Origin of the sequence: Amycolatopsis sp. NPDC051106 (genome assembly GCF_040682775.1) — a bacterium.
Lineage (GTDB): Bacteria > Actinomycetota > Actinomycetes > Mycobacteriales > Pseudonocardiaceae > Amycolatopsis.
In genome coordinates, this window is record NZ_JBFBBQ010000029.1 from 1 (window position 1) to 25,919 (window position 25,919).

Below are 25,919 nucleotides of genomic sequence, written 5' to 3' on the forward strand. Positions count from 1 at the left end.
TGTCGTGGGACGAGGTGAATGGGTCATTCACGCCACCGCGGCCGCGTGACCACGACAGGAATGAGTCATTCACTGCATCGGGGGCCAGGGTGGCGGTCAGCGTCCCGCGGGCACGTGGCTGGTGTGGGTGAACTCCACTGTGGACAGCATCGACTTGCCGGTCCTCGAGCGCTTCCGGCCGAAGGCGAGCACCTTCGCCGGCTCGACCGCGAACACCGCCGCGTCGTGCCCACCCTGTCGGAGCCCTTCGTCGGTCGCCTCGTAAACCCAGCTGCCGTCCCACTTGGCCAGCCACGCCTCGGCGAGCCGTGCCAGCTCGGCCCGGCCGGTGACGCGCCGGGCGGTGCCTTCGACCATCACGTCCAGGGCGTCGTCCCACGAGTCGCGGCCCGTGGTCAGCACGACGTTCGGGTTCGCGGTCAGGTTGAGGTACTTCTGCTCGGTCTCGCCGGTGCTGAAGTGCAGGGCGCCGTCGAGCCAGATCGCGACCAGCGGGGTCACGTGCGGGCGGCCGTCCGCACGAACTGTCGTGAGCCAGCTGATCTGGGCCGCTTCCAGGGCTTTCACGGTCTCCGCCCAGCCGGTGGGCTCGGTGCCGGGGTCGCTGAACCGTTCGTCGAGCCGGGTCTCCATGATCACTCCGTTCGTCGGTCGCGCACGGATGCCGCGTAGGCGGCCTCCAGGCGCTCGGCGACGGTGGGGCCGTCCGGCGCCTCCTCGCGACGGGTGCCGAGGTGAGTTTCGCGCAGTTCGTCCATGAAGGCCTCCCACAGCGGCGGACCGCCGGCGGTGAGCACCGCGGCCCGGGCCGCGTACTCGTCGGCCACGGGCAGGTGCCGGACACCCCACGCGCTGAGCTGCACGAGCACCGGCACCAGGTCGATCGCCCGCTCGGTCAGGCTGTAGGTGACCTTCTGCTTGTGCGACGGATCGCCGGCCCGCGTCAGCAGCCCGTACTCGACGAGCACGGCCAGCCGGTCGGCCAGCACGTTCGACGAAATCCGCTCTTCGCCGCCGAGCAGCTCACGGAAGTGCCGGGCCCCGCCGAAGACGACGTCACGCAGCACGAGCAGCGTCCACCGGTCGCCGAAGATCTCGAGCGACAGGTTGATCGGACACCGCGACCGCGCTTCCCGCACTGCTCCCACCTCACAACTGGTTGCCTTACGAGAGCGGTAGTACCCCGCGGCACCCGGTGGCAAACCGAGAGCGGTCAGCCGGCGAGCCGGTGCAGCACGGCGGCCGCCAGCGCCGTCCGTTCCAGCATCCCCTCGACGCTGATGTGCTCGTGCCGGGCGTGCGCGCCGTCGCCGACCGCGCCGAAGCCGTCCAGGACCGGGTGGCCCAGTGCCGCCACGAAGTTGCCGTCGCTGGCGCCGCCGACCGAGCACTCCCGCAGCGTGAGGCCCAGTTCCGCGGCCTCCTCACGCGCCAGTTCGTACAGCCGCGCGATCGCTTCCGAGCGTTCCATCACCGGCCGGTTCCAGCCGCCGGTCACCTCGACCGCCGCCCGGGAGTCGTGCGCCGCAAGCGCCGCCAGGCCGGCGTCGATGCGCGCCGCCTCGGCCGCGCTGGACACGCGGACGTCGATCTCGCCGGACGCCGCGCCCGCGATCACGTTCTGCCGGGTGCCGCCGGTGATCACGCCGACGTTGACCGTGGTCCCGGCGTCCGGATCGGACAGCCCGTGCAGGGCGAGCACCGCCCGCGCCAGCTCGTCGATCGCGCTCGCGCCCTTGGTGGGGTCCAGCCCGGCGTGCGCCTCGACGCCCGTCGTGCGCACCCGGAACAGGCCGACCCCCTTGCGCGCGGTCTTCACCGCGCCGTCGGCGCTCGCCTCGAACACCAGCGTCGCGCGCGTGCCCGCTGCGGCCTCCTCGATCACCGGCCGGGATGCCGGGCTGCCGATCTCTTCGTCACCGTTGAGGACCAGCCGCACGGCCGGGCGCGGCAGCCCGGCGGCGTCGAGGGCGCGCAGCGCCCACACCGCGTGCACCAGGCCCGACTTCATGTCGAAGATCCCCGGTCCCGTCGCGCGGTCACCGTCCACGGTGAACGGCCACGCGGCGAGGGTCCCGAGCGGCCACACCGTGTCGTAGTGGCACAGCAGGAGCACCGGCTCACCGGAGCCGGGGAAGTCATAGACCTTGATGTCGCCGTACTGCCCGCCGTCGACGTCGCGGACATTCGCCGGGGAGCCCAGCCGTTCGCGCAGCCAGCCATCCACCCAGGACAGTCCACGGTCCAAAGCGGACTTGTCGTCACTGGGCGTCTCGATGCCCACGTAGGCCGCGACGTCGGCCAGAAGGTCGTCGCGGTGCGTGCGCACCCACTCGTGCAGTTCGCGGATCACAGCGCTCGCTCCAGTTCGGTCAGGTGGTCTTCGGACATCGCGGCGGCGCCGGTCTCGACGTCGCGCAGCCGGGTCAGCATCGCCCGCAGCAGCGGGACGTCCGCCGCCGCGAGCACCGGCGCGTAGTGGTGGTGCACCTCGACCGGGCGGTGCCGGACGGCGATGTCGCGCCAGATGCCGCTGCGGTCCTTGGGCTGGGTCCGCAGCCACGCGACCAGCCGGTCGGTCGCCGCCTCGCGCCCGGTCGCGCCCGGCAGGTAGGCGGCCGGGTCGAACTGGTCGAACGGCTCCAGGACGCGGTCGCCGGCCGCGGCGAACACCTCCGCGGTGAGCGCATGCATGAGCGGCCGGTGCCGGTCGATCAGGTCGGCCATCGGCGCGTCGGCCAGCGCCGTCGTGGTCAGCATCGCGCCGAAGCCGAGCTTCGCCCACAGGTAGCCCTCGACGTTGGCGGTCGCCTTCGCCGGGCCCCACGCCTGCAGGTCCGCGACGACCTCCTCGACGCGGCCGGTGATCCGGCCGTCGGGCTCGCCGACGACCAGCGCGCCGAGGCCGCCGTCCCGCACGACGCCGGGCTCGACGACGTCGGCGAAGAGGTTCACGAACGCCCCGACCGTCCTTTCCGGACCGACGTGGGCCGCGATCAGCCCTTCGTTGAGACCGTTCTGCAGCGAGACGACGAAACCGTCGGACGCGAGCCGCGGGGCCAGCCACGGCAACACCGCCTCGGTGGCCTGGGCCTTGACGGCCAGCAGCACGCGGCCGAGTACCGGCGGGGCCTCGTCCGGGACGAAGGCGGGCAGCTCCACGGTCTCGTCGCCCTCGGGGCGGCGCAGGGTGAGCCCGCGGTCCGCGATCGCGGCCACGTGTCCCGCGTCGGCGTCCACGATGGACACCGGGTGCCCGGCCCGCGCGAGGTGGAACGCGAGCGTCCCGCCGATCGCGCCGCCGCCGACCACGGTGTACGAGCGCCGGTCAGACATGCGCTTCCTCTCCTTGTTGGACGGGGGTCTCCCCGCTCCAGTGCAGCGGCAGCCCGGCCGCGCCAGCGGTCGAACCGCCGTCGACGCGCAGCACGGCGCCGGTGATCCAGCCAGCCTCGGGACCGGCGAGCCAGAACACGGCGTCGGCGATTTCGCGGGGCTCGCCGCGCCGGCCGAGCGGGTTCACCGACACCGCCGCCGCGTACGCCTCGGTGACCGGGTTCGCGTCGCTGTCGACGGTGACGAAGCCCGGGCTCACCGCGTTCACGCGGATGCCGTGTGGCCCCAGCTCGACCGCGCAGGCCTTGGTCACCATCTCCAGCGCGGCCTTCGACGTCGCGTAGTGCGCGGCGCCGGGACGCGCCCGGGTGGCCGCGCCGGAGGAGATGTTGACGACGCTGCCGGTGGTCCCGGCCGCCGCGTGCGCCCGTCCGAAGGCGACGGTCGTGAGGAGCGCGGCCCGGACGTTGACGTCCTGCACGCGGTCCCAGATCGCCGCGGTCATGTCCAGCAGGGGAGTGGCGGGGTAGATCCCGGCGGCGTTGACGAGGACGTCGACCGGTCCGGCCCGCTCGACGAGCCCTTCGGCGTACTCCGCGTCGGCGAGGTCCCCGGGCAGCTCGACGACCTCCGTGGCCAGTCCGGAAGCCACTGCGGACAGTTCCGCCGCGCGGAGGTCGGACAGGACGAGGCGGTCGCTCGCGGCGGCGAACCGGGCCGCGATCGCGGCGCCGATGCCGCCGCCGGCCCCGGTGACGAGCACGGTCCGCACTACAGCTCCTTCCCCTTCGTCTCGGGCATGGTGAGGTAGACCGCGACGCCGATGAGCGCGGCGGCCGCGACGTAAACCCACACGAGGTTGCCGAGGTGGTTCGCGTTGAGCCAGGTCGTGACGTACGGCGCGGTACCGCCGAAGATCGCCACGGCGAGCGCGTACGGCAGGCCGATGCCGGTGGTGCGGACCTCCGGCGGGAACTGCTCGGCCATGATCACCGCGCAGTTCGCCGAGTACCCGACGATCAGGACCAGCCCGATCAGCTCGATGACGAACACGCTCCAGAAGCTGTTGCCCAGGAAGTGGAACGCGGGCCAGGCGAACACCACGAACCCGCCGGCGAACACCGTCATCGTCGGCTTGCGCCCGAGCCGGTCGGACAGCAGGCCGCCGAAGGGCAGCAGCGCGATGAACACGACCATGGCCAGGGTGTTCGCCAGCAGCGCCGTCTTGAGCGGGATGCCGGTGGCCAGGTGGGCGTAGGCCGGCATGTAGGAGACCCACACGTAGTAGATCAGCGTCCCGGCGATGGTCACGCCGGCCACGCGCAGCGCGGCTTTCGGGTGATCGCGCAGCATCGCGACCACCGGGTTGCGGCGGGACTTCGCGGCGATCTTGGTGAACGCCTCGGTCTCGTGCACCGACACCCGCAGCCACAGGCCGACCAGGCCGAGCAGCCCGGCGAGGCCGAACGCGAGCCGCCAGCCCCAGCCGTGCAGGTCGGCGTCCGACAGCGTGGAGTTGAGGATCGTGCCCATCAGCGCGGCCAGCAGCGAGCCGAGGCCGACCGAAACCTGCTGCCACGAACCGGCGAACGCCCGGCGTCCGGGTGCGGCCGATTCGATGAGGAACGCCGACGACGAGCCGAACTCGCCGCCCGCGGAGAAGCCCTGCACGAGCCGGGCGAGCAGGAGCACGATCGGTGCCAGCACCCCGATCTGGGCGTACGTCGGGCACACCGCGATGACGATCGACGCCCCGGCCATCAGCGAGATGGTGAGCGTGAGTCCCTTCTTGCGGCCCTTCCGGTCGGCGTACGCGCCGAGCACCGCGCCGCCGATCGGCCGCATGACGAACCCGACGGCGAACACGGCCAAGGTGGACAGCAGGGCCGTGGTTTCGTTGCCGCCGGCGAAGAACTGGCCGGCGAAGACCGGGGCGAACGTCGCGTAGACGGCCCAGTCGACCCATTCGACGGTGTTGCCGACAGCGCCGGCGACGATCGCCTTGCGCTGCTGCGCCGTCAGCTTGTGCGAGACGACGGTGGTGTCCACAGTGGTCATGGCTGCTCCCGCAGGACGTGGTCGACGATCTGCGCGTGCGTGGCGAACCAGACGCCGTCGTGGCCGGTGATGTGGTCGAGGAGCTCGGCCAGGATCGCGATCCGCGAGCGGTGGCCGATGATGTGCGGGTGCATGGTGAGCTGAAAGAGGCCGCCGTCGGCGTAGGCGGCGTCGAACTCGTCGCGCCAGATCGAAAGCACGCCGCGCGGCGGGGTGTAGGGCCGCAGCGAGGCGAAGCGGTCCATCATGAAGTACGGCGCGTCGTCGCGGATCCACTCCACCGGCAGCTCGACGACGCCGGTGGGCTCGCCGTTCTCGACGAGCTCGTAGCAATCGTCGTCGGCCATCAGCGACGAGTCGTACTTCAGGCCCAGCTCGCGCGTGATGGCGAGGGTGTGCGCGGAGAAGTCCCAGGACGGCGTCCGGATCCCGACCGGCCGCGTCCCGGCGAGGCGTTCGAGGACGTCGGCGGCGCGGAAGGCCAGGTCGCGTTCCTCGGTCTCGGTGAGCGCGGTGTTGCGTTCGTGGATCCAGCCGTGCAGCGCGACCTCGTGTCCGCCGTCCACATAGGACTTGACTTCGCCGTCGTGCAGCAGCGCCGACACCGCGGGCATGAAGAACGACGCGGGCGCCTCGTGCTGACGCAGGAGCTTCAGGATGCGCGGCACGCCGACGCGGGCGCCGTACTCGCCCTGCGCCATCTTGCCGGGCAGGACGTCACCGTCGCGCAGGGCGGGCGTCTCGTGGTCGGAGTCGAAGGACAGGGCGACGGCGACCTTCGCGCCGCCGGGCCACGACGCCGGACGCAGCGAGCGCCCGGCGCGGACGTGCTCGACGTGTCCGCGCCACGTCTTTTCGTCCCACTGCCACGGTTGGTCGGTCATGCGTCCTCCAAGCTGGCGGCGGGCGTCGGGGCCCACGCGCGCTTGAGCGTCGAAACCTGCAGGGTCACGTCGGCCTCCCGGAGCCCGGGCAGCGCGCCGACGACGTCGGTGGTGTGGCGGTAGAGCTCTCCGTAGTGGCGCAGCACGATCTGGCCGACGAGGTTGAAGCGGCCGGTGGTGGCGCTCAGGTACTTCGTGCCGGGGTGGGCGGCGAGCTGCTGTCCCGCGCGGTCGAGTTCGCCGGGGACGACCGACAGCCAGAGCATGAACTCGAGGGCGTAGCCGAACATGGCGGGTTCGGCGAGCGTCCGGAACCGCAGGCAGCCGCGTCTGACGAGCGAATCGACCCGGCGGGCCACGGTGGACTCGCTGGTGCCGACCTGTTTGGACACTTCCTTGAAGGGCAGCCGCCCGTCTTCGCCGAGAGCGGCGCAGATCGCGAGGTCGAGCTCGTCGAGCTGCTCGGGCGCGTGTTCCCAGTGCTGCTCCTCGAACGGCCGCACCTCGCCGCCGCGCAGCTCCTTCGCCGCCTCGAGGGTGAGCTCGCCGGAGTCCCAGTCGTGGTTGGAGGTGAAGGTCCGCATGACGGCGAAGGTCTCGGCGTCCCGGATGGCCTCCGCGGCGGGGAAACCGTTTTCCTGCAGGCTCGCGATGTCGGCGTAGGAGGGCAGGACGAACTCGGCGGAGCAGTCGGCGCTCCCGGCGAGCACGGTGGCGTACCGGACGTCGGGCCGGGCGGCGAGGGCGTCGGCGACCGCGGCGGCGGTACCGGGACGGCACTTCAGCCGCGCGAGGACGGGGACGCCGAGCCCGCACCGGAGGACGTCGACGACACCGATGACCCGCAGGCGGCCGCTCTCGGTGAGCTTCTCGGCGCGCCGGAGGACGGTGGACTCGCTGGCGCCGACGTGCCGGGCGATGGCGCCCCAGGACGCCCGGCCGTTGAGCTGGAGGGCCGCGACGATACGACGGTCCAGCTCGGTCGCTTTGCCTTCGTTCTGCACAACAGGCATCCTGAATGCAGGAAAACGTCAAGTCAAGGGGTGTGGGTGCATGAAAACCGCAGGCTGGCTGGCGGCGAGGTCGCGGACCCGGCTGTTGCGCTGGGTCAGTGCGTCGGGAGGACCGGCGTCGCCGCCGCGAAGGTGTCCGCCGCCGCCAGGTCGAATTCGCCGTGGTCGCTGCCCAGGCCCTGGGCCACCAACCCGGCCGCCGCGCACCCGAGCACGGCCGCTTCGCGCAACGGGCGGCCCAAGCCCACGCCCCGCAGGAAGCCCGCCGAGAACGCGTCGCCGCAGCCCGTCGTGTCGACCACCGGTACCGCGAACGCGGGCACCGAGATGGTCTCCTTCGCCGTCACCACCAGCGCTCCGCGGGCTCCCCGCGTGACCGCGACGCAGCCGACTCCCTGCTCGAGCAACGCCCGGGCGCCGTCTTCCAGGGACGCGGAGCCTGTCAGGCCCAGCACTTGGTCTTCGTTCGGCAGGAGGTAGTCCAAAGAGGACAACGCGGGCGCGATCCAGGCCAGTACCCCGGGATCACCCGGCGCCAGCAGGTCGGCCGACGTCACCACGCCGGCGGCCCGCGCCGGCGCGAGAATCGCCGCGGCCGCGTCGCCGCCCATCAGCTCCGGTCCGCCCAGGTGCAGGTGGGTCGCGCGGGTCAGCTCGGCCAGGGCAGCCTCCGACGGCTCGTACCCCAGGTTCGCCCCCGGCACGTGGAACGCGGGCCGGCTCCCGTCCGGACGGATCGGCAGCACCGACGCCGACGTCTGCACGCCCGCGCGTCTCAGTACCAGCGACGTGTCGATGCCGTACCGGGCGAGCATCGACAGCAGCAGGTCGCCGATGGGGTCATCGCCGACCGCGCCGGCCGAACGGACCGAGGCGCCGAGCTTCGCGAGCGTCACCGCCGTGCCCGCGGCCGTCCCCGCCGGGCCGAACCGGATCTGCTCCACCAGCGCGGCGCCCTGGCCCTCCGGGATGGCCTCGACCGGCCGGACCTGCACGTCGAACACGTGCGCGCCCAGCGTCACGACGGTCTGCGTCATCAGTCCTCGATCCGCCGGGGCCGGCCGTACCCGCTCCGCACGGCCGCCGTCACGACGGCTTCCTGCTGCAGGTCGTCCAGTGCCCGGGGCGCGCCGAGCGCGGCGGCCCGGACGTACAGCCCGCACGCCCACTCCAGGAGCAGCGCGTTGTCCATCGCCGCGTCCAGCGTCGGGCCGTGAGCGATCGCGCCGTGGTTGGCCAGCAGCGCCGCCGCCTTGCCGTCGAGCGCCGCCAGGGTCCCGGCGGCCAGCTCCGCCGAGCCGAACACGGCGAACGGCGCGACCCGGACCGAGCCGCCCAGCGCGAGCTGCTGGTAGTGCACGCAGGGGAGCTCGTCGAGGACCAGCGACACCGCGGTGGCCTGCGGCGAGTGCGTGTGCACCACCGCGCCCGCGTCATAGCGCCGGTAGATCCCCAGGTGGAGCTCCAGTTCCGAGGTCGGCGCGAGCTCGCCGGCGACGACGGTCCCGTCGAGGTCGACGACGGTCACGTCGTCCGGCGTCGCCGCGCCCAGCACGACCCCCGTCGCGGTCACCGCCACGTGTTCACCGGCCCGGACGCTCACGTTGCCCGCCGTGCCGATCAGCAGGCCTTCGCCCGCGAGGCCGTTGCTCGCGCGGGCCACCGCCCGCCGTGCGTCGTCGAGTACGGAACTTCCCACTGCCATGGCCCCGAGGCTAGAATAAATGCGAAACAAAGTCACGTTCAGGTTTGGAGCGGTGGATGCTGCGGCGAGTCCCGCGTCAGGCCCGGGCCCGGGAGAAGCTGGCCCGCGTCCTGGAAGCGGCCGACCGGCTGCTCGCCGAGGAGGGCGTCGAGGCCCTGACGACGACCCGGGTCGCCGCCGCGGCCGGCGTCTCCGTCGGCGCGCTGTACCAGTACCTGCCGGACCGGGACGCCATCACCGAGGCGCTGGCCGAGGGCTACCTCGCCCGGCTCGAAGACCTGATGACGTCCTTCGCCGACCAAGCGGCGAAGGAGACCTGGGACGACCCCGTCGGCCTGCTCGTCGACGCGTTCGCCGCGCTCTACCGCGCCGAACCCGGGTTCCGCGCGCTGTGGCTGGGCCGCGGGCTGACGGAGGCGACGCGGGAGGCCGACGCCGCCCACAAGCGCGTGATGGCCACCGGCGTGCACCGCGTGCTCGTCGCGCAGGGCCTGCTCCGCGACGACGCCGAGGCCGCGACGGCGTGTCGCACCGCGTTCCTGGCCGCCGACGCCGTCATCCAGGAGGCGTTCCGCGCCGATCCCGACGGCGCCACCGCGCTGCTCGACCAGCTGAAGGCGATGCTGCGGGCCTACCTGGAGCGGCTCGTCTAGGCTCGCGGGCATGCCCGACACGCAGTACGAAGACCTCCTCCGCCACGTCCTCGAGACGGGAGCCCGCAAGGCTGACCGCACCGGCACGGGCACGCGGTCGATCTTCGGGCACCAGCTCCGTTACCGCCTGGCCGACGGCTTCCCGCTGATCACCACGAAGAAGGTCCACTTCCGGTCGGTCGCGTACGAGCTGCTGTGGTTCCTGCGCGGCGACGGCAACGTCCGGTGGCTCCAGGAGAACGGCGTCACGATCTGGGACGAGTGGGCCGCACCGGACGGTGATCTCGGCCCGGTGTACGGCGTCCAGTGGCGTTCGTGGCCGACTCCTGGCGGCGGGCACGTCGACCAGATCGCCGAGGTGCTGCGCACGCTGCGCGAGAACCCGGACTCGCGGCGGATCATCGTGTCGGCGTGGAACGTCGGGGAGATCCCGCAGATGGCGCTGCCGCCGTGCCACGCGTTCTTCCAGTTCTACGTGGCCGACGGCGAGCTGTCCTGCCAGCTGTACCAGCGCAGCGCGGACCTGTTCCTCGGCGTGCCGTTCAACATCGCGAGTTACGCGCTGCTGACGCACATGATCGCTGCCCAGGTGGGGCTGGGCGTCGGCGACTTCGTGTGGACGGGCGGCGACTGCCACATCTACGACAACCACGAGGAGCAGGTCGGCAGACAGCTCGCCCGCGACGCGCGGCCGTTCCCCACGCTGAGCCTCAAGCCCGCAGACAGCTTGTTCGACTACACCTACGAGCACATCGCTCTCGACGGTTACGACCCACATCCCGGAATCAAGGCCCCGGTGGCGGTGTGATCGGCCTGGTGTGGGCCCAGTCGGCGAACGGCGTGATCGGCCGCGACGGCGGGTTGCCGTGGCACCTCCCGGAGGACCTGAAACACTTCCGCACACTGACGGCGGGAGCGACTGTCCTCATGGGACGCCGCACGTGGGAGTCGCTGCCGCCTCGGTTCCGGCCGTTGCCGGGCCGGCGCAACGTGGTGTTGTCGAGTACGCAGCAGGAGGGCGTGGAGACTTTCCCCGATTTGGGGCGTGCGCTCACGACGGTGTCGGAGGACGGTTGGGTGATCGGCGGCGCGGCGGTGTACCGGGCCGCGTTGCCGTTCGCGGACCGGGTCGTGGTGACGGAGATCCGGGAGAGCTTCGAGGGTGATACGCGGGCGCCTGAGGTGGGTCGTGCGCCGGACTCCGTGGGGGAGTGGCAGGAGTCTTCGACCGGGCTGCATTACCGGTTTTTGACATGGGGTTGAGCCGGGACATTTTGTCGGCGGTTGTTCGGAATGTGCCGGGTCCACGGTGGGGCCGCGCTGCTGCTTCGTCGGCGGTCGACCTGGGGACGCCTCGGGCGTGGGTGTAGGCCCGTAGCCGGTTGGCTGCGGGCCTACCCCGTCTGCTTACGCCGCGAATGGCAGTGGTTGGTGGAGGTTGTTGCGCCGGGGTTTTCGGCGTTTGTCCAGGAATGCTGGTGGCAGGAATTCGGGTAGGCCGTCGGCGGCGATGCGGACTTGCCAACCCGAGCGGTGCAGCAACCGGTGGTGGTGGGCGCACAGCAGGACCAGGTTGCCCAGTTCGGTCGGCCCGCCGTCTGCCCAGTGGCGGATGTGGTGGCCTTGACAGTGACGGGGTGGGCGATGACAGCCCGGGAAGGCGCAGCCGCGGTCGCGCAGGTACAGCGCGCGGCGGAGCGAGGTAGAGACAAGGCGGTGGTGACGGCCGAGGTCGAGGGGCTCACTCTTGGCGCCGAGGACTGCGGGGATGATTTTGCAGTCGCAGGCGTGGATGCGGGCTTCGGCGGCGGAAATGGTGCCAAGGTCGCCGAGGAGGGCCCGCCCGAGGCGGGGCTTGGGCGTGGTGCCGAGTGTGGCCCGACCGGCAGCGGCGTTGGACGCAGCGCCGGTCTGGGTGGCCTGACTGGCAGCGGGCTCGGGCATGGTGCCGGCGTCGCCGAGCATGGCCTGGCCGATGCTCGATTTCAGGTCTGCCAGCGAGACCGCGACCATCACGTGGGCTCGTTCGCCGGCCTGCATCGGCAGGTCTGGTGAGTTGTAAGCCAGGTCGATGGCGTCGGAGAAGGCGTCGCCGTAGCGTTCCAACGGCGAGCGTAAGTCATGGCCCTCGTCGGTGCTGTGGCGCTCGGCGAGAGCGTCGAACAGGGCGCTGGCTCGAGCACCGGTCTCGTCATCGAACCGGCCGTTCAGCTCCCAGAACCCGGTTCTCTTGCGGCGAAACGACAACTCGCGACTGGGCTTGGCCGGTTCGGTCTCGTCCGGTTCGGCGCCGTCGGGATCTAGGTGGGCCAGGATGCGGGCGCCCAGGGCGGCGACCTGTTTGTGTCCGGCTTCGGAGGCGAACGTGAGCAGGTGCTGCTCGGCGTCGTCGCGGTGCTCGGGCGGGATCTGGGTCATCACCCCGACGATCGTGTCGATCATCGGACTGCTCAACCAACCCTCCGTCGCAGCAGCGCCAGTGGCGGGAGCCAAAGCGGGAATGGGCGTGCCATCCAGAGTCCGGCTGGGGGTGAGGGCGCGGGCTCGCTTCACCACGGTCTCGGCGGCGGCCTTGGGAACGTCGGCGAGATGCTCGAAAAGCCGTGCGACAGAACGGTATCCGAACAACTCCATAACACCGCGGGACTCGATTTCCGCCAGCAGAGTACCGATCTCGGCCTCGGCAGACCGCACAACAGTGAGCAGCGCGGAGATGCGATCGGCCAGGGCCACCGCATCCGCTTTCCACGCCGTTTCGCTGTCCACACAACAAGATTACCGGCAGTCGAACACAGATTCATCACTCGATCAGCTGGAAGCTGTACAGCGGCAGGGACACCACTGCGTGGGGAATCGGCGCTCTCGCCCCGAGCGGTAAGCGAGTACACGAAGCGCCGATTTCCCACGCCCCGGCGAAGCCGTATCAGTAAAACCAGCGGACAACGTTCCACCATCCGCCCCTTGACGAGCAAACCACCTGTGGTCAACAATCCAACCGTACACCCGAATGTTAACGCTAACACAATCGACGACGAAGTCGGAGCGAAGCCATGAAGCTGCGCCAGGCGTTGACCGTGCTCCTACTACTGGCCGGAACGCTCCTGACCCCCGGCACCGCGACCGCCGCCGCGGAACAGCCGGTGACGCCACCGGTCATGGGCTGGGCCTCATGGAACTCCTTCGCCGCGAAGATCGACTACAACGTCATCAAAGCGCAGGCCGACGCGCTGGTGTCGGCCGGACTGAAGGACGCCGGCTACACCCATGTCAACATCGACGAAGGCTGGTGGCAGGGAACCCGCGACAGCTCCGGGAACATCACCGTCGACGAAACCGAGTGGCCGGGCGGGATGAAGGCGATCGCGGACTACCTGCACGGCAAAGGGTTGAAAGCCGGCATCTACACCGATGCCGGGCGCGACGGCTGCGGCTACTACTTCCCGACCGGCCGCCCCGCGGCGCCCGGCTCCGGGAGCGAAGGCCACTACCTGCAGGACATGCTGCAGTTCCAGCGCTGGGGCTTCGACTTCGTCAAGGTCGACTGGTGCGGCGGCGACGCCGAGGGCCTCGACCCGGCGAGCACCTACCGGGCCATCAGCGCCGCCAACCGCGCCGCGACCGCGCAGACCGGCCGCACACTCACCCTTTCCGTCTGCGACTGGGGCAAGAAGAACCCGTGGAACTGGGGCGCCGGCACCGCCCCGATGTGGCGCACCAGCACCGACATCATCTACTACGGCCAGACCGCGACCCTCCCGCAGGCGCTGACCAACTTCGACCAGGCGCAGCACCCCGTCTCGCAGCACACCGGGTACGTCAACGATCCGGACATGCTCACCGTCGGCATGCCCGGGCTCTCCGCCGCGCAGGGCCGGACCGAGCTGGGCATGTGGGCGATCTCCGGTGCGCCGCTGCTGGCGGGCAACAACCTCGCGACGATGAGCCCGGAAACCGCGGCGGTCCTCAAGAACCGGGAAGTCATCGCCGTCGACCAGGATCAGCGGGGACTGCAGGGGGTGAAGGTCGCCGAAGACTCCGCCGGCCGTCAGGTCTACGGCAAAGTCCTCGCCGGCGCAGGAAAGCGGGCCGTGCTGCTGCTCAACCGGACGTCGTCGGCGGCGACCATGACCGTGCGGTGGGCCGACCTCGGCCTGACCACGGCACCGGCGAAGGTGCGGAACCTCTGGGCAGGCAAGGACAACGGCAGCTTCGCCACCGGCTACAGCGTGAGCGTGCCGGCGAACGATTCGGTGCTGGTGACCGTCCAAGGGACCGACGCCGCATCGGCGCACTACGGCTCAAAACTCACCGGGATCACGGCGGCGGCAACGGGTCTGGCCGTCGCGACCTTCACCTACAGCGCGACCACCACCCAGACGCCGGCGCTCGCGGTCAACGGTCAGCAGCCGACCGTCGTCGCGTTCCCGGCGACCGGGGGCGAGACCAAGACCGTGTCCGCCGTGGTCTCGCTGGGCAAAGGGACGAACTCCCTGACGTTCACGGGCGCCTCGCCGCCCCTCGCCGACGTCGCGATCCTGCCGCTGCCCGGCACCGCCGGGGTCCAGGTGGTCGGAACGCAGTCGAGCCGGTGCCTGGACGTCGACGACAACAGCATCGCCAACGGTGTCCAGGCCCAGCTGTGGGACTGCGCCGCCGGACCCAACCAGACCTGGACGCCGGCCCGCGGGCAGCTCGTCGTCAACGGCACCCGATGCCTGGACGCCTACGACAGCGGCACGTCGAACGGCACCGCGGTCGTCATCTGGGACTGCAACGGCCAGCGCAACCAGCAGTGGACCCTCAACGCCGACGGCACGATCACCAACGCGCTGTCCGGGCTGTGCCTGGACGCGAGCGGCGCCGGCACCGCGAACGCCACGAAGATCATCCTCTGGACCTGCGGCGGCGGGGCCAACCAGCAGTGGACCCGGCGGTGACCCGCGCGGTGCCGCCACGTACGGCCGGTCAGTCCCGCAGGTACCGGGCGAAGAAAGCGCCGAGCTCCGCGCGCTGCATGGCGACGCTCCGCCCGGCGTCGACGGTGCCGATGAACGGCGCGAGCGCCGCCGGGTCCAAGCCGAGCCGGGGAAGCAGTGCCTGGTAATCGGTGTAGCTGAAGTGCTCACCATCCGGGAGGTGGTGCTCGCGGACCGGCCCGCGCTGGTGGCTCAGGAACTCCTGCCACGAAGGATCGGACGCGGCGCTGTGGTCGCCGGCGCTCAGCAGCAGGAACGGCCGGTCGAGGCCTTCGTTCGCGACGCGGCCGAAGTCGCGGGTCGACTGGGAGTACGCCATGCTGCCGTCGAGGTCGGCGCCCGCGTCGATGCGGGGGTCCGAGACCATGGTCTCGCCCGTGGTGAACCCGCCGGCGGAGTGGCCGAACATGCCGATCCGGGTCAGGTCGAGGGAGAGTCCGGCGGGATTTCCGCGGTGGGACGAGACTTTCAGCTCGTCGAGGACGAACCGGATGTCCGCCACCCGCGTGGCGATCAGCTTCTTGCCGTCGGTGCCCGGTGGCAGTACCCGGCGTTCGACGCGGCCGCCGGGGAACTCCACCGCCGCCGGCTCGTGGGTGTGGTCGATCGCCACCGTCACGTAACCCTCGCTGGTGAGCTGTTCCAGCTGCGCGGTGCCGACCGAGCGCGGGTACTTCGCGCTGGGGGAGTAGAGCACGACGGGCCACCGTCCGCCGGCCGCGGGCGCGCCGGTGCGGGCGTGCGTGGGAAACGTGTAGTCCAGGCGGTCCGCGGAAATGCCGAGCTGCGTCGCGTCCTCTTCGGACACGAGCTTCGCGGCTCCTGGCGACAGGTAGGGCGCTTTCGGGCCGCTGCCGGGACGCGCCGGGTACCGGACGGTCACCATCAGCTCGCGCGTCGTCCCCGCGACCCACGGATCCGGCCGCGCGTGGTCGATCAGGTGCAGTTCGATGCTGCCGACGGCGTACGGTCCGGTCGGCACGGGCAGGGCAAGCCGCGCGGCGGCGTTGGCGGCGGGTGTGGCGGTCACGACGAGTGCGCCGGCTAGACCGGCGAGAAGTGCTTTTCGCATCGTTTGACCGTATTGACGCGGACGGGTCCCGCCATCGGGATGATCACCGATTTCGTCCCGGACAGGGTCGGCCGGGACGAACCGGCGGAGCGCGCCGGTGGCCCGGAGGCCACCGGCGCGGTGGATCAGAAGCCGTAGATCGTTTCGTAGATCTGCTGGTCCGCCTGGTTCGTCGCCACGAGGCCGTTGGCCCACAGCGAGTTCACGCGGCTGCGCTCGGCCGAGTTCGGCACCGCGTTGGTGCAGGACGGGCCGGGGCCGCCGCCGGACATCAGTTCCGAGCACGGGCCCGAGTAGTGGTCGGGCAGCCCGAGGGCGTGCCCGGTCTCGTGCGCCGCGATGCGGGTCGGGTTGTACTGGCGGGCCTGGGTGTAGTCGATGAAGATGGTGCCGCTGCCGTGCCCGTTGGTCGAGGCGTAGGACCCGCGGGGGTCGTTGCCCTCGGTGTAGCGCAGGCTGGCGCCGGAGTTGCGCTCGACCAGCCTGACGTTGGTGACGCTGCGGTTCCAGTTGGCGGCACCGGCGTTGATCACCGAGCGGAACGACGGTGCGCTGGCCGTGCTGTAGTAGACCGTGGTGACGGCGGCTTCCTGCTGGGTGCCGGCCGGAGCGGCGGACGCGGTGCCCGCGGCGATCGGTGTCACGGCCAGGGCCAGCGCGACAGCGCCGGCCAGGGCGAACTTCCTCGACATCGGAAGACTCCTCGTGGGGGACGGGGATTTGCCGGATTTGCGCGCGCTGTCGAAAATTTACCGGGTGTTTCCCGTTCCCGGAGCCGACTTCCGTAGGGCCGTGCGAGTGGTGATTTACCAGTACTGATTGCGGGTTGACAAACGCCGGGATCAGGCGTTCAGCGTGAGCTCGATGAGCTGCTGTTCCAGCTTCCGCGCCGCGGCCACCTCGAGGCCGACGCCCCACAGCGGTGCCGTGCTGGCCCCGTCGGCCGCCGCGATGACCAGGGTGACCACGTGGTCCGGGAGGCCGTCGGCGCGCAGGTCCTCGGTCCACCGCTCGGCGTCCGCGCGGGCGAGCTCCGCGATCTCGGGGATCGAGATCAGCTGGGCGACCAGGGCGATGTTCTCGCGGACGGCGATCTCGTCGTAGGAGGTGTCCAGCGACGCGCGGACGTACGCGCGGGTCAGCCGCCCCGGCGCCGTGTCTTCGGGGTCCAGCGCTGCCTGCACCTCGGCGCGGTAGGTGTCCAGGATGTCCTGCGCGAGCGCGCGGACCAGCGCGTCCTTGGCCGGGAAGTGGTACAGCAGTCCGCCTTTCGACACGCCGGCCGCTTTGGCGATGTCGTCGAGCGAGGCGGAGATCCCGCGGGTGCGGATCACGGTCCCGGCCGCGTCGAGCAGGGCCCGGCGGGTTTCTTCCGGGCCGCGTCCGGCTTTGCGAGGCATGGTCAGTCCTTTCCGGACGGAATCGTACGCCAGGCGATCACCGCGGCGACGGCGGTGATGACCGCCGCCGCGAGCGACGTCACCTGCATCGCGCCGGTGAACGCCTCTCGTGCCGTGCGGGCGAGTTCGGACGCCGGGTCGAGCACGTTCGCCGCGGCGGCGAGGGAGTCGCGCACCTCGCCGGGAACCGGGCCGGCCGGCAGGAAAGCGCGGTAGACCACGGTGACCAGCGAGCCGAGGAGCGCGATGCCCAGCGCCGCACCGAGTTCGTAGGCGGTCTCGGAGATCGCCGACGCCGAGCCCGCCTTGTCCCGCGGGACCGCGGACAGGACCGAGTCGACGGTGAGCGTCAGCGCGAGCCCGACACCAAGGCCGACCGGCACCAGGCTGAGGCCCAGCCACCAGTACTGCGCCCGCTCGGTCACCGCGACCAGGGCGAGCCCCAGCGCGGCGACGGCGAGCGCCGCCGCGACGGCCCGGCCGCGGCCGAGCCGGCCGACGACCATCCCGACCGCGGCCACGACGACGATCGACGCCAGCGTCGCCGGCATCTCCGCGAACCCGGCCTGCAGCGGGGTGAAACCGCGGACGAGCTGCAGGTACTGCGAGAAGAAGAACAGCAGGCCCATCAGCGCAAACACGGCGATGAAGCTGGCGAGGACGGCACCGCTGAACGCGCCATTGCGGAACAGCGCGACGTCGATCAGCGGGCTCTCCGCCCGTCGCTGACGGCGTACGAACGCGACGCCGGACCCGATCCCGACGGCGGCCGCGACGGCCACCTGGGCGTCGATCCCCGAGCCGACCGCGTGCTTGACCGCGTAGACCAGCGGGACGATCGCGGCCAGCGACAGCCCGGCCGAGAGCAGGTCGAAGCGGCCGGGACGCGGATCGCGCGACTCGGGCAGCAGCAGGGCGCCCGCGACCAGGAAGACGACGACGATCGGCACGTTGATCAGGAACACCGAGCCCCACCAGTAGTGCTCCAGCAGCACCCCGCCGACGAGCGGGCCGAGCGCGATGCCGCCGCCGGACCCGGCCGACCAGATCGCGATGGCGCGGGTGCGCTCGCGCGGGTCGGCGAACAGGGTGCGGATGATCGAGAGCGTCGACGGCATGATCGTCGCGCCCGCGATCCCGAGCAGCAGGCGGGCCACCACGAGCACGCCCGCGGTGGGGGAGAAGGCGGCCAGGGCGGACGCCAGGCCGAACGCCGCCGTGCCGATGAGCAGCACCTTCTTGCGGCCGAAGCGGTCGGCGAGGTTCCCGGCGGTGACCAGCAGGCCGGCCAGGGCGAGGGAGTAGACGTCGCCGATCCAGAGGATCTCGGTCGCGGTCGGCGCGAGCTCGCGGGTCAGCGACGGCACGGCGAGGTACAGCACGGTGCCGTCGACGGCGAGCAGCAGCACCGCGCCGACCAGGACGCCCAGGGCGGCCCAGCGGCGCCGGTGGCTCAGGACGGGTCCCGGGGTCGGCAGGATGGCGGTCATGACGCTTACTATACCGTCTGGACGGTACAGTAAGCGAGGTAAAGCAGCTCACACCGCTGCCGTGCGCGGTGGTCAGTCGTCGAAGCGAGTGGCGGCCAGTTCTTCCGCGAGGATCAGGTTGACGTGCACCGAAGCGTGTCCCAGTACCCGCCGGGCCGCAGCGAGCGCGGTCAGGGCGACGAGGACGCTCGTCCCGACGAGCAGGCCTCCGACGGTGTCGCCGGGAATCACCGCGGCGACGGAGGCGGCCACGAGAACGGGGGGCCACCAGGGTGCGGGGAGAGCGTGCCGCGGCCGGCGGATCCCGGCTCGCGTGCGCCGGCGATGCAGGGCCATGTCGCCTCCGATCCGTCGCCGGGTGAGTGCAACATCATGACTGACCGGCTCGTCCGGGTTACCGGGTATTCGCCTTCTGTACACGATCGCCCGAAATCTCCGTCGAACGGCCCAGTCGTGCCTGCTGTGGGTGTCCGGTCCGGGCGTGGACATCACCACATCGGGGCTCGAAGTCTGTTCGATCAAGTGTTAGCTCCGGGGTGCTTAGGATGGAGGGGAGGAGGTGGACATGACGTCGGAAGAGCTGATGATCGAGTTCGCCTTGACGCGCCTGGACCACCCTGATCTGGACCTGGAGGACCTGGCCGCGCTCGTGGTGCGGCGGGGCGGGCCGGAGCGGGTGCTGGAGTTCGCGGCGGAGAACTTGGCGGAGCGGGGAGAACTGCGGGGAGCGCCGTTCCCGACGGCGGTCGAGCACGTGTTGCGAGTGGTACTGACGCTGCGCGGTCCCTCGGACTAGCTCGCGGAACGGCGTGGTGATCGATCGGTCGGCCTACGCTCCACCGGCCGCGCGGCGCACCCCCCGCCGGTCGAACACCAGCTCCCGGGCCGTCTCCAGCGCCGTCGCGATGGCTCCCGCCAGCACCGCGTCCTCACCCAGTTGCCCCGCCACGATCTCCGGCACCACCGGCAGCGTCGCGGCCAGCGCCGTCCGCATCGGCGACGCGAGCAAGTCCGCGTTGCCCCCGATCCCGCCACCCAGCACGATCAACCGCGGATCGAGCACCGCGGTCACGGCCGCGACCACGTAAGCCAGCTTCTCCGCTTCCTCCGCGACCACCTGAAGCGCGCGAGAGTCGCCGGCCCGGGCCAACCGGAACACGTCCTTCGCCGACCGCGCGGTCAATCCCAGCGAACGGGCCGCCGAGACCACCGCCTGCCCCGCCGCCGCCGTCTCCACCGGGCCCGGCCGCCGCGCACCCGCCCCCGCCGGCCGCGGGCCGAACGGCAGGTCCGCGATCTCGCCCGCCGCGCCGTGCGCTCCCCGGAACAGGCGGCCTTCCACCAGCAGCCCCATGCCGATCCCGGTGCCGACGGTCAGGCACACCAGCACGTCCACGCCCAGGGCCGCCCCGAGCGCGTGCTCGCCCACCGCGCACAGGTTCGCGTCGTTCTCCACCACGACGTCCGCCCCGGCGCCGGCCAGTGCCGTGACTAGCTCGTGCAGCACTCCGCGCCGCTCCCAGCCCGGCAGGTTCGGTGCGCGGTGGACCGTCCCCGTCGCCGGGTCGGGGACGCCCGGCGTGCCGACCACCGTCGAGACGACGTCGTGCGGGGTCAGGCCGGCCGATGCCACCGCGCGTTCGACGGATTCGCTTACGGTGCGCACCAAAGCGCTCGCGGAGCGGCACCGGTTCGGCTCGTCGAGCCGCGCGACGATGCTGCCTTCCAGATCGGCCACGGCGATCCGGACCGCCCGCCGCCCGATGTCGACGCCGACGACGTGCCCCGCGTCCGGCGCCGCACGGTAGACGACCGCCGCGCGTCCCGGGCCGGCCAGGCTGCGGCCGGTGGTCCGGACCAGTCCGTGCTGCTCGAGATCGAGGAGCGCCTGTCCCACCGTGGGTTTCGACAGTCCCGTCGCGGCCGCGATCTGCGGCCGGGTCGCTTCGCCCTGCCCGCGCAGCCGCTCCAGCACCAGACGCTGGTTCAGAGCGCGCATGCTCGCCGGGGTTCCCACCTGCGGCCCGATTCGCCCCACGACGTCCCCATCTCCGCTCCGCGTTGCCGCAAGTTTATCCACGGACCTCTTCCAGCCCCGGGAGTTCTATGTTAAGAAACTTTACTAACTACTAGACGGAGGCACGTCGTGAGTTCACCCACTCGCTCAGGGGAGCCGCAACCCGCCCTTGAGCGCAAGATCGGCCCGATGCAGGCCACCGCGATCAACATGACCCAGATGTGCGGTATCGGCCCGTTCGTCACGATTCCCGCCATGGTCGCCACCATGGGCGGCCCGCAGGCGATGTTCGGCTGGATCATCGGGGCGATCGTCGCGCTGGCCGACGGGCTCATCTGGGCCGAACTCGGCGCCGCGATGCCGGGTGCCGGCGGCACCTACCTGTACCTGCGCGAAGCGTTCCAGTACCGCACCGGACGGCTGATGCCGTTCCTGTTCGTCTGGAGCGCGGTGCTGTTCATCCCGCTGATCATGTCGACCGGCATCATCGGCCTCGTCCAGTACCTCGGCTACCTGATCCCCGGGGTCACCGACGACGCGGGCACGACGCCGCTGGGCAAGATCATCGGTGTCGGCATCACGCTCGTCATCGTGGCCGCGCTGTTCCGCAAGATCGGCCAGATCGGCAAGCTCACGACCGTGCTGTTCGTGGTCATGCTGATCGCGGTGCTCACCACGATCGTCGCGGCCTTCTCGCACTTCAGCGGCGCGCAGGCGTTCGCCTTCACCCCGGGCGCGTTCAGCTCGGCCGGCGAAGGCACGTTCTGGGGCGGCCTCGGCGCCGGCCTGATCATCGCGATCTACGACTACCTCGGCTACAACACGACGGCCTACCTCGGCGGCGAAGTCCGCACGCCGGGACGGACGATCCCGCGGTCGATCCTCTTCTCGATCGTCGGCATCATGAGCCTCTACTTCCTGCTGCAGGTCGGCGTGCTCGGCTCGGTTCCCCTGGAGGAGCTGAAGACCGCCACGTCGGTCGCCTCGACCGTGCTGGAACAGGCGTGGGGTACCGCCACGGCGAAGGTCGTCACCGTCTTCATCGTCGTCGCGGCCATCGGCTCGGTGTTCGCCGGCCTGCTCGGCGGCTCGCGCGTGCCGTTCGAAGCCGCGCGGGACAAGGTGTTCCTCTCGATGTTCGGCAAGCTGCACCCGAAGCTGAACCTGCCGACCGCCGGCGTCCTCACCATGGGCGCGATCACCATCATCGGCTCGCTGTTCACGCTGACCGACGTCATCAACGCGGCCGTCGCCACCCTCGTCATCATCCAGTCCCTGGCCCAGGTCGCGGCGATCGTGACGCTGCGCCGCCGTCAGCCGAACCTCAAGCGGCCCTACCGGCAGTGGCTGTACCCGGTGCCGACGATCGTCGCGCTGGTCGGCTGGGTCTACATCTACGTCTCCGCCACCTGGCTGTCGATCGGGCTGTCGCTGGGCTGGATCGCCGTCGGCGCCCTCGCGTACCTGGTCTATGCGAAGGCCGAGAACACGTGGCCGTTCGGGCCGAAGGAGATCAAGGAAGCCTTCGCCGACACCGAAACCGAAGGGGCTCAGACATGACGAAGAAGCTCGCGGCGCTGGCCGCGCTGCTCCTGGTGCCGGGGGTGCTCAGCGTCGCGACGCCGGCTTCGGCGCAGGACGTCCACACCGAAGCGGCGAAACCGCACGGCCTGAGCACCATCGGCCTCCAGGGCTGGCAGGTCCTCACCACCGCGAACGTCAAGGACGGCGGCGAGAAGGTGTCGACGCCCGGCTACGGCACCCGCGGCTGGCTGCCGGTCAAGCCGGACGACGCGGGCGCCCCGGGCACCGAGATCAACGCCCTGGTGCAGAACGGCCAGTGCCCGGACGTCTTCTACTCCGACAACATGCGCAAGTGCTTCGGCTACGTCGACAAGCTCGGCCCCGTCGTCACGAAGCCGTTCGCCGACCCGTGGTGGTACCGCACCGACTTCACCCCGGCGATCCGCCCGGGCCAGCACGCGAAGCTGACCATCCCGGGCATCGTCGGCGAGGGCGACGTCTGGGTGAACGGCAAGCTCGTCGCCACGAAGGACGTCGTGAGCGGCGCGTTCGCCGGGCACACGTTCGACGTCTCGAAGCTCGTCAAGCCGGGCAAGAACACCCTGGCGATCAAGGTCTACCCCAACGACCCGCTGAAGATGTACACGCTCGACCAGGTCGACTGGGGTCAGATCCCGCCGGACAACAACACCGGCATCCAGTTCCCGCCGACCCTGCAGGTGTCCGACGCGCTGACCGGCGACAACGCGCACGTCGTGCAGGACAACGCCCCCGACCTCTCCAGTTCGAAGCTGACGGTGAAGGTCGACGTCACCAACGACGCGGCGAGCCCGCAGACCGGGGACGTCGCGGCGACGGTGAACCCGCCTTCGGGTGCGCCGATCGTCGTCCACCAGCGCGTGACGATCCCGGCGAACACCAAGCGGACGGTGGCCTTCGCGCCGGTGAAGATCGACAAGCCACAGGTCTGGTGGCCGTATTCGATGGGCGACCAGCCGCTGTACACGCTGACCACCTCGGTCTCGCAGGACGGCGTGCTGTCGACGTCGTCCAAGAGCACCTTCGGCATCCGCACGGTGACTTCGCGCCTGGTCGGGAAGTCCGCGCCGCTGCCCGAGGGGGCGCGGCAGTTCACGATCAACGGCAAGGACTTCGTGTTCCGCGGCGGCGGCTTCGCGCCGGATCTCTTCCTGCGCTACGACCAGGCCGACACCGCGCACCAGATCGCGCTGATCAAGAACATGGGCCTCTCCGGCGTTCGCCTCGAGGGCCACGACATGCCGCAGGACTTCTACGACCAGGCCGATCGCGCGGGGCTGCTCGTCATCGGCGGGTTCCTGTGCTGTGACGCCTGGCAGCCCGAGGACGCCTCGACGCTGACCGAGCGCGATTACCGGATCATGCACGACTCGGCGTACACCATCGCCCGGATGGAGCGGAACCACCCGAGCGTCTTCAACTACGGCTGGAGTGACAACGAGCCGGTGCCGCGTCAGGAGTCCGAGACGCTGAAAGCGTTCAAGGAAGCCGACTTCCAGGTACCGGTGATCGCCTCGGCGGAGTACAAGAGCACGCCGACGCTGGGGCAGTCGGGGGAGAAGGAAGGCCCGTACGACTGGGTCCCGCCGTCCTACTGGTACGACACCTCCCACTTCGACGCGGACGACTCCTCGCGGACCAACGCCGGCGGGTCGTGGGGCTTCGCGAGCGAGCAGAGCGCCGGGCACACCGTGCCGACGCTGGACTCGATCAAGCGGTTCCTGTCGCCCGCCGAGCAGGCGAAGCTGTGGCAGGACCCGGAATACAACCAGTACCACGCGAACTTCGAGCCGGGCCACGGCGGCTACAAGTTCGGCACGCTCTACACGCTGGACCAGTCGATCATGCAGCGGTACGGGAAGTGGAACTCGCTCAAGTCCTATGTGGACCTCGCGAACATCGCGAACTACGAGAACACCCGCTCGCAGTTCGAGGCGTTCCTGCACCACTCGACGGACAAGGACAACCCGGCGACCGGTGTCGTCTACTGGCAGCTGAACAAGGGCTGGCCGACGCTGCTGTGGTCGCTGTACAACGACGACGGTGACCAGGCCGGCGCGTTCTTCGGCGCCAAGAAGGCGAACAAGCCGTTGCACGCCATCTACGGCTACGACAACGGTTCGGTGACCCTGGACAACCTCGGCGCGGGCACGCAGTCCGGCCTTTCGGTGCAGGCCCGCGTGCTCGACACCGCGGGCAAAGTTCTCGATGATCAAACCGCTGGCGGGATCTCGTTGGGCAGCCAGGGCGTTCGCACCGGGGTGCTGAAGCCGAAGGTGCCCGCCGAGACGAAGGCCCCGGCGCCCGCGCAGGTCTACTTCGTCGAGCTGCAGGTGAAGCAGGGCGGGAAGGTCGTCGACCGGAACGTCTACTGGCTCTCCACGCAGAAGGACGTCGTCGACTGGGGCAAGACGCTGGGCAACCCGCAGGCGACGCTGTCCCAGTACAGCAACCTGCAGGCGCTGCAGAACCTGCCGAAGTCGCAGGTCAGTGCGGTCGCTTCGACGCGCGCGAACGGCGGCGACCTTGTTTCGACGGTGACCGTGACCAACACGGCGAAGACGCCGGGGGCGGCGTTCTTCCTGCGGGCCGACGTCCGCCGCGGCACGCCGGACGGACGTGAGGGACCGGGCGACAACCAGCTCGCGAACGCGACCTGGGACGACAACGACATCACGCTGTGGCCGGGCCAGTCGCAGACGCTGACCGTCACCTACCAGGCGTCCGACCTCCGGGGCGCGGTGCCGGTGATCAGCGTCGACGGGTTCAACACCGGCCGGATCGTGGTGCGGGCGGCCGGTGGGCACGGCCACCACGGGGACGCGGCGGTCGCGCCGCAGATCGAGGGGACCAGGGAGTGAACAAGGAACGGATTCTCGGGATCGACTTCGGCGGCACGAAAGTGGCGCTGGGGCTCGCCGACCGCGACGGGAACCTGCTGGCCACGCGCCGGCTGGACACCGACGCTCAGGCGGGGGCCGAGCAGGTCGTGGTGCGGGCGCTGGCCGGCGCGCGAGCGCTCCTGACCGAGGCGGGCGCGGAGCCGTCCGCCATCGGCGTCGTCAGCCCGGGAATCGTGCTGCCGGACCGGATCCTGCTCGCGCCGAACGTCCCGGGCTGGGAGGAGCTGCACCTGGCCGAGCGGGTGGCGGCCGAGTTCCCGGCCGTGCCGATCTCGGTGGGGACGGACGCGAAGGCGGCGGCGCTGGCGGAGTGGCGGTGGGGCGCGCTGGCCGGGGCCGACCCGGCGGTGTTCCTGTCCCTGGGCACCGGCATCGCGGCGGCGGTGCTGGTCGGCGGCCGGTTGCTGACCGGCGCCAACGGAGCTGCGGGCGAGATCGGGTACAACCTGCTCTCGCCGCAGGACACCGAGGGTTTCGCGAGCGGAGCGGCGCCGCTCGAGGAAGCCGTCGGTGGGCGTGGGCTGGGCGGCCGGGCGAGTGATCTGCTCGGCCGCCCGGTCACCGCGGGCGAGCTGTTCGCCCTGGCCAAGGAGAACGTCGAGGCCAAGGAACTGGTGACGGCGGCGCTCGACGAGCTGTCGATGCACGTGGCGAACCTGGCGATCGCACTGGACCCGCAACGCATCGCGGTCGGCGGCGGGCTGGTGCGCTCGGCCGACGTGTTGCTGCCGGCGCTGGCGGATCGGCTGGCGCATGCGGTGCCGTTCCCGCCTGAGCTGGTATCGGCCCGCTTCGACCAGGACGCGGCGTTGCTGGGCGCGGTGGCGCTGGCCCTGGGCGGGTAGGCCT

The 25,919-nt window shown here is 71.0% G+C and carries 25 protein-coding genes; 8 read left to right on the forward strand and 17 right to left on the reverse strand.

Annotated elements, in window-relative coordinates:
- Positions 1 to 96 precede the first annotated feature (96 nt).
- From AB0M83_RS22175 to AB0M83_RS22220, 10 genes are all read right to left on the reverse strand, one after another.
- On the reverse strand, positions 97 to 633 hold the full coding sequence (locus AB0M83_RS22175; RefSeq protein ID WP_364519819.1) for a pyridoxamine 5'-phosphate oxidase family protein: 537 nt from the start codon (positions 631 to 633) through the stop codon (positions 97 to 99).
- 2 nt (positions 634 to 635) lie between these two features.
- Positions 636 to 1,139, reverse strand: a complete 504-nt coding sequence (locus AB0M83_RS22180) for a helix-turn-helix domain-containing protein (protein ID WP_364519821.1) — start codon at positions 1,137 to 1,139, stop codon at positions 636 to 638.
- 74 nt (positions 1,140 to 1,213) lie between these two features.
- Entirely contained in the window at positions 1,214 to 2,353 is a 1,140-nt protein-coding gene (locus tag AB0M83_RS22185; protein ID WP_364519823.1) for a M20 family metallopeptidase, read from the reverse strand.
- Positions 2,350 to 3,336, reverse strand: coding sequence for a 2-dehydropantoate 2-reductase N-terminal domain-containing protein (locus tag AB0M83_RS22190; protein ID WP_364519825.1), 987 nt, complete (start codon positions 3,334 to 3,336; stop codon positions 2,350 to 2,352). The genes AB0M83_RS22185 and AB0M83_RS22190 overlap by 4 nt, the downstream gene beginning before the upstream one ends.
- Positions 3,329 to 4,108, reverse strand: a complete 780-nt coding sequence (locus tag AB0M83_RS22195; RefSeq protein ID WP_364519827.1) for an SDR family oxidoreductase — start codon at positions 4,106 to 4,108, stop codon at positions 3,329 to 3,331. The genes AB0M83_RS22190 and AB0M83_RS22195 overlap by 8 nt, the downstream gene beginning before the upstream one ends.
- On the reverse strand, positions 4,108 to 5,394 hold the full coding sequence (locus AB0M83_RS22200) for an MFS transporter (RefSeq protein WP_364519829.1): 1,287 nt from the start codon (positions 5,392 to 5,394) through the stop codon (positions 4,108 to 4,110). The genes AB0M83_RS22195 and AB0M83_RS22200 overlap by 1 nt, the downstream gene beginning before the upstream one ends.
- Positions 5,391 to 6,278, reverse strand: a complete 888-nt coding sequence (locus tag AB0M83_RS22205) for a polysaccharide deacetylase (protein ID WP_364519831.1) — start codon at positions 6,276 to 6,278, stop codon at positions 5,391 to 5,393. The genes AB0M83_RS22200 and AB0M83_RS22205 overlap by 4 nt, the downstream gene beginning before the upstream one ends.
- Positions 6,275 to 7,282, reverse strand: a complete 1,008-nt coding sequence (locus AB0M83_RS22210) for an Lrp/AsnC family transcriptional regulator (RefSeq protein WP_364519833.1) — start codon at positions 7,280 to 7,282, stop codon at positions 6,275 to 6,277. Before AB0M83_RS22210 ends, AB0M83_RS22205 begins: the two co-directional genes overlap by 4 nt.
- Positions 7,283 to 7,386: 104 nt before the next feature.
- The gene (locus AB0M83_RS22215; protein WP_364519835.1) at positions 7,387 to 8,328 is read right to left on the reverse strand and encodes a sugar kinase; all 942 of its coding nucleotides are present in this window, start codon (positions 8,326 to 8,328) and stop codon (positions 7,387 to 7,389) included.
- Positions 8,328 to 8,996: a class II aldolase/adducin family protein gene (locus AB0M83_RS22220; RefSeq protein ID WP_364519837.1), complete on the reverse strand. Its 669-nt coding sequence runs from the start codon at positions 8,994 to 8,996 to the stop codon at positions 8,328 to 8,330. The genes AB0M83_RS22215 and AB0M83_RS22220 overlap by 1 nt, the downstream gene beginning before the upstream one ends.
- A 56-nt stretch (positions 8,997 to 9,052) precedes the next feature.
- Between AB0M83_RS22220 and AB0M83_RS22225 the strand changes: the two genes are divergently transcribed.
- From AB0M83_RS22225 to AB0M83_RS22235, 3 genes are read left to right on the forward strand one after another with little or no spacing between them, the layout of a single operon-like run.
- Positions 9,053 to 9,649: a TetR family transcriptional regulator gene (locus tag AB0M83_RS22225; protein ID WP_364519839.1), complete on the forward strand. Its 597-nt coding sequence runs from the start codon at positions 9,053 to 9,055 to the stop codon at positions 9,647 to 9,649.
- A 10-nt stretch (positions 9,650 to 9,659) separates the two neighbouring features.
- Positions 9,660 to 10,457: a thymidylate synthase gene (locus AB0M83_RS22230; RefSeq protein ID WP_364519841.1), complete on the forward strand. Its 798-nt coding sequence runs from the start codon at positions 9,660 to 9,662 to the stop codon at positions 10,455 to 10,457.
- Positions 10,454 to 10,912 carry a dihydrofolate reductase gene (locus AB0M83_RS22235; protein WP_364519843.1) on the forward strand — a complete coding sequence of 153 codons (459 nt, stop codon included), beginning with the start codon at positions 10,454 to 10,456 and terminating at the stop codon, positions 10,910 to 10,912. The genes AB0M83_RS22230 and AB0M83_RS22235 overlap by 4 nt, the downstream gene beginning before the upstream one ends.
- A 144-nt stretch (positions 10,913 to 11,056) precedes the next feature.
- Here AB0M83_RS22235 and AB0M83_RS22240 read toward each other — a convergent pair whose 3' ends face one another.
- A complete protein-coding gene (locus AB0M83_RS22240; RefSeq protein WP_364519845.1) occupies positions 11,057 to 12,415 on the reverse strand; it encodes a DUF222 domain-containing protein in 1,359 nt (452 codons plus the stop codon).
- Positions 12,416 to 12,699: 284 nt separating this feature from the next.
- On the opposite strand from AB0M83_RS22240, the gene AB0M83_RS22245 reads away from it, so the two are divergent.
- Positions 12,700 to 14,586 carry a ricin-type beta-trefoil lectin domain protein gene (locus AB0M83_RS22245; protein ID WP_364519847.1) on the forward strand — a complete coding sequence of 629 codons (1,887 nt, stop codon included), beginning with the start codon at positions 12,700 to 12,702 and terminating at the stop codon, positions 14,584 to 14,586.
- 28 nt (positions 14,587 to 14,614) lie between these two features.
- On the opposite strand, the gene AB0M83_RS22250 is transcribed toward AB0M83_RS22245, so the two are convergent.
- The 5 genes from AB0M83_RS22250 to AB0M83_RS22270 all read right to left on the reverse strand — a co-directional run bounded on the left by AB0M83_RS22250 (position 14,615) and on the right by AB0M83_RS22270 (position 18,923).
- Positions 14,615 to 15,697 carry an alpha/beta hydrolase gene (locus AB0M83_RS22250; RefSeq protein ID WP_364519849.1) on the reverse strand — a complete coding sequence of 361 codons (1,083 nt, stop codon included), beginning with the start codon at positions 15,695 to 15,697 and terminating at the stop codon, positions 14,615 to 14,617.
- A 125-nt stretch (positions 15,698 to 15,822) separates the two neighbouring features.
- Positions 15,823 to 16,389 carry a snapalysin family zinc-dependent metalloprotease gene (locus AB0M83_RS22255; protein ID WP_364519851.1) on the reverse strand — a complete coding sequence of 189 codons (567 nt, stop codon included), beginning with the start codon at positions 16,387 to 16,389 and terminating at the stop codon, positions 15,823 to 15,825.
- A 150-nt stretch (positions 16,390 to 16,539) separates the two neighbouring features.
- Positions 16,540 to 17,097, reverse strand: coding sequence for a TetR/AcrR family transcriptional regulator (locus tag AB0M83_RS22260; RefSeq protein WP_364519853.1), 558 nt, complete (start codon positions 17,095 to 17,097; stop codon positions 16,540 to 16,542).
- A 2-nt stretch (positions 17,098 to 17,099) separates the two neighbouring features.
- The gene (locus AB0M83_RS22265; protein WP_364519855.1) at positions 17,100 to 18,587 is read right to left on the reverse strand and encodes an MFS transporter; all 1,488 of its coding nucleotides are present in this window, start codon (positions 18,585 to 18,587) and stop codon (positions 17,100 to 17,102) included.
- A gap of 72 nt (positions 18,588 to 18,659) precedes the next feature.
- Positions 18,660 to 18,923, reverse strand: coding sequence for a hypothetical protein (locus AB0M83_RS22270; RefSeq protein ID WP_364519857.1), 264 nt, complete (start codon positions 18,921 to 18,923; stop codon positions 18,660 to 18,662).
- Positions 18,924 to 19,152: 229 nt separating this feature from the next.
- Here AB0M83_RS22270 and AB0M83_RS22275 point away from each other — a divergent pair, with 229 nt between their 5' ends.
- Positions 19,153 to 19,383 (forward strand): hypothetical protein, encoded by a 231-nt coding sequence (locus AB0M83_RS22275; protein ID WP_364519859.1) that lies wholly within the window; start codon positions 19,153 to 19,155, stop codon positions 19,381 to 19,383.
- Positions 19,384 to 19,416: 33 nt separating this feature from the next.
- Here AB0M83_RS22275 and AB0M83_RS22280 read toward each other — a convergent pair whose 3' ends face one another.
- On the reverse strand, positions 19,417 to 20,586 hold the full coding sequence (locus AB0M83_RS22280; protein ID WP_364519861.1) for an ROK family protein: 1,170 nt from the start codon (positions 20,584 to 20,586) through the stop codon (positions 19,417 to 19,419).
- 207 nt (positions 20,587 to 20,793) lie between these two features.
- On the opposite strand from AB0M83_RS22280, the gene AB0M83_RS22285 reads away from it, so the two are divergent.
- Genes AB0M83_RS22285 through AB0M83_RS22295 form a run of 3 tightly spaced genes read left to right on the forward strand, consistent with a single transcriptional unit; the run spans position 20,794 to position 25,915 of the window.
- The gene (locus AB0M83_RS22285) at positions 20,794 to 22,164 is read left to right on the forward strand and encodes an APC family permease (RefSeq protein WP_364519863.1); all 1,371 of its coding nucleotides are present in this window, start codon (positions 20,794 to 20,796) and stop codon (positions 22,162 to 22,164) included.
- On the forward strand, positions 22,161 to 25,028 hold the full coding sequence (locus tag AB0M83_RS22290; protein ID WP_364519864.1) for a beta-mannosidase: 2,868 nt from the start codon (positions 22,161 to 22,163) through the stop codon (positions 25,026 to 25,028). The genes AB0M83_RS22285 and AB0M83_RS22290 overlap by 4 nt, the downstream gene beginning before the upstream one ends.
- Complete coding sequence (locus tag AB0M83_RS22295; RefSeq protein WP_364519866.1) at positions 25,025 to 25,915, forward strand: ROK family protein; 891 nt, start codon at positions 25,025 to 25,027, stop codon at positions 25,913 to 25,915. The genes AB0M83_RS22290 and AB0M83_RS22295 overlap by 4 nt, the downstream gene beginning before the upstream one ends.
- Positions 25,916 to 25,919 lie beyond the last annotated feature (4 nt).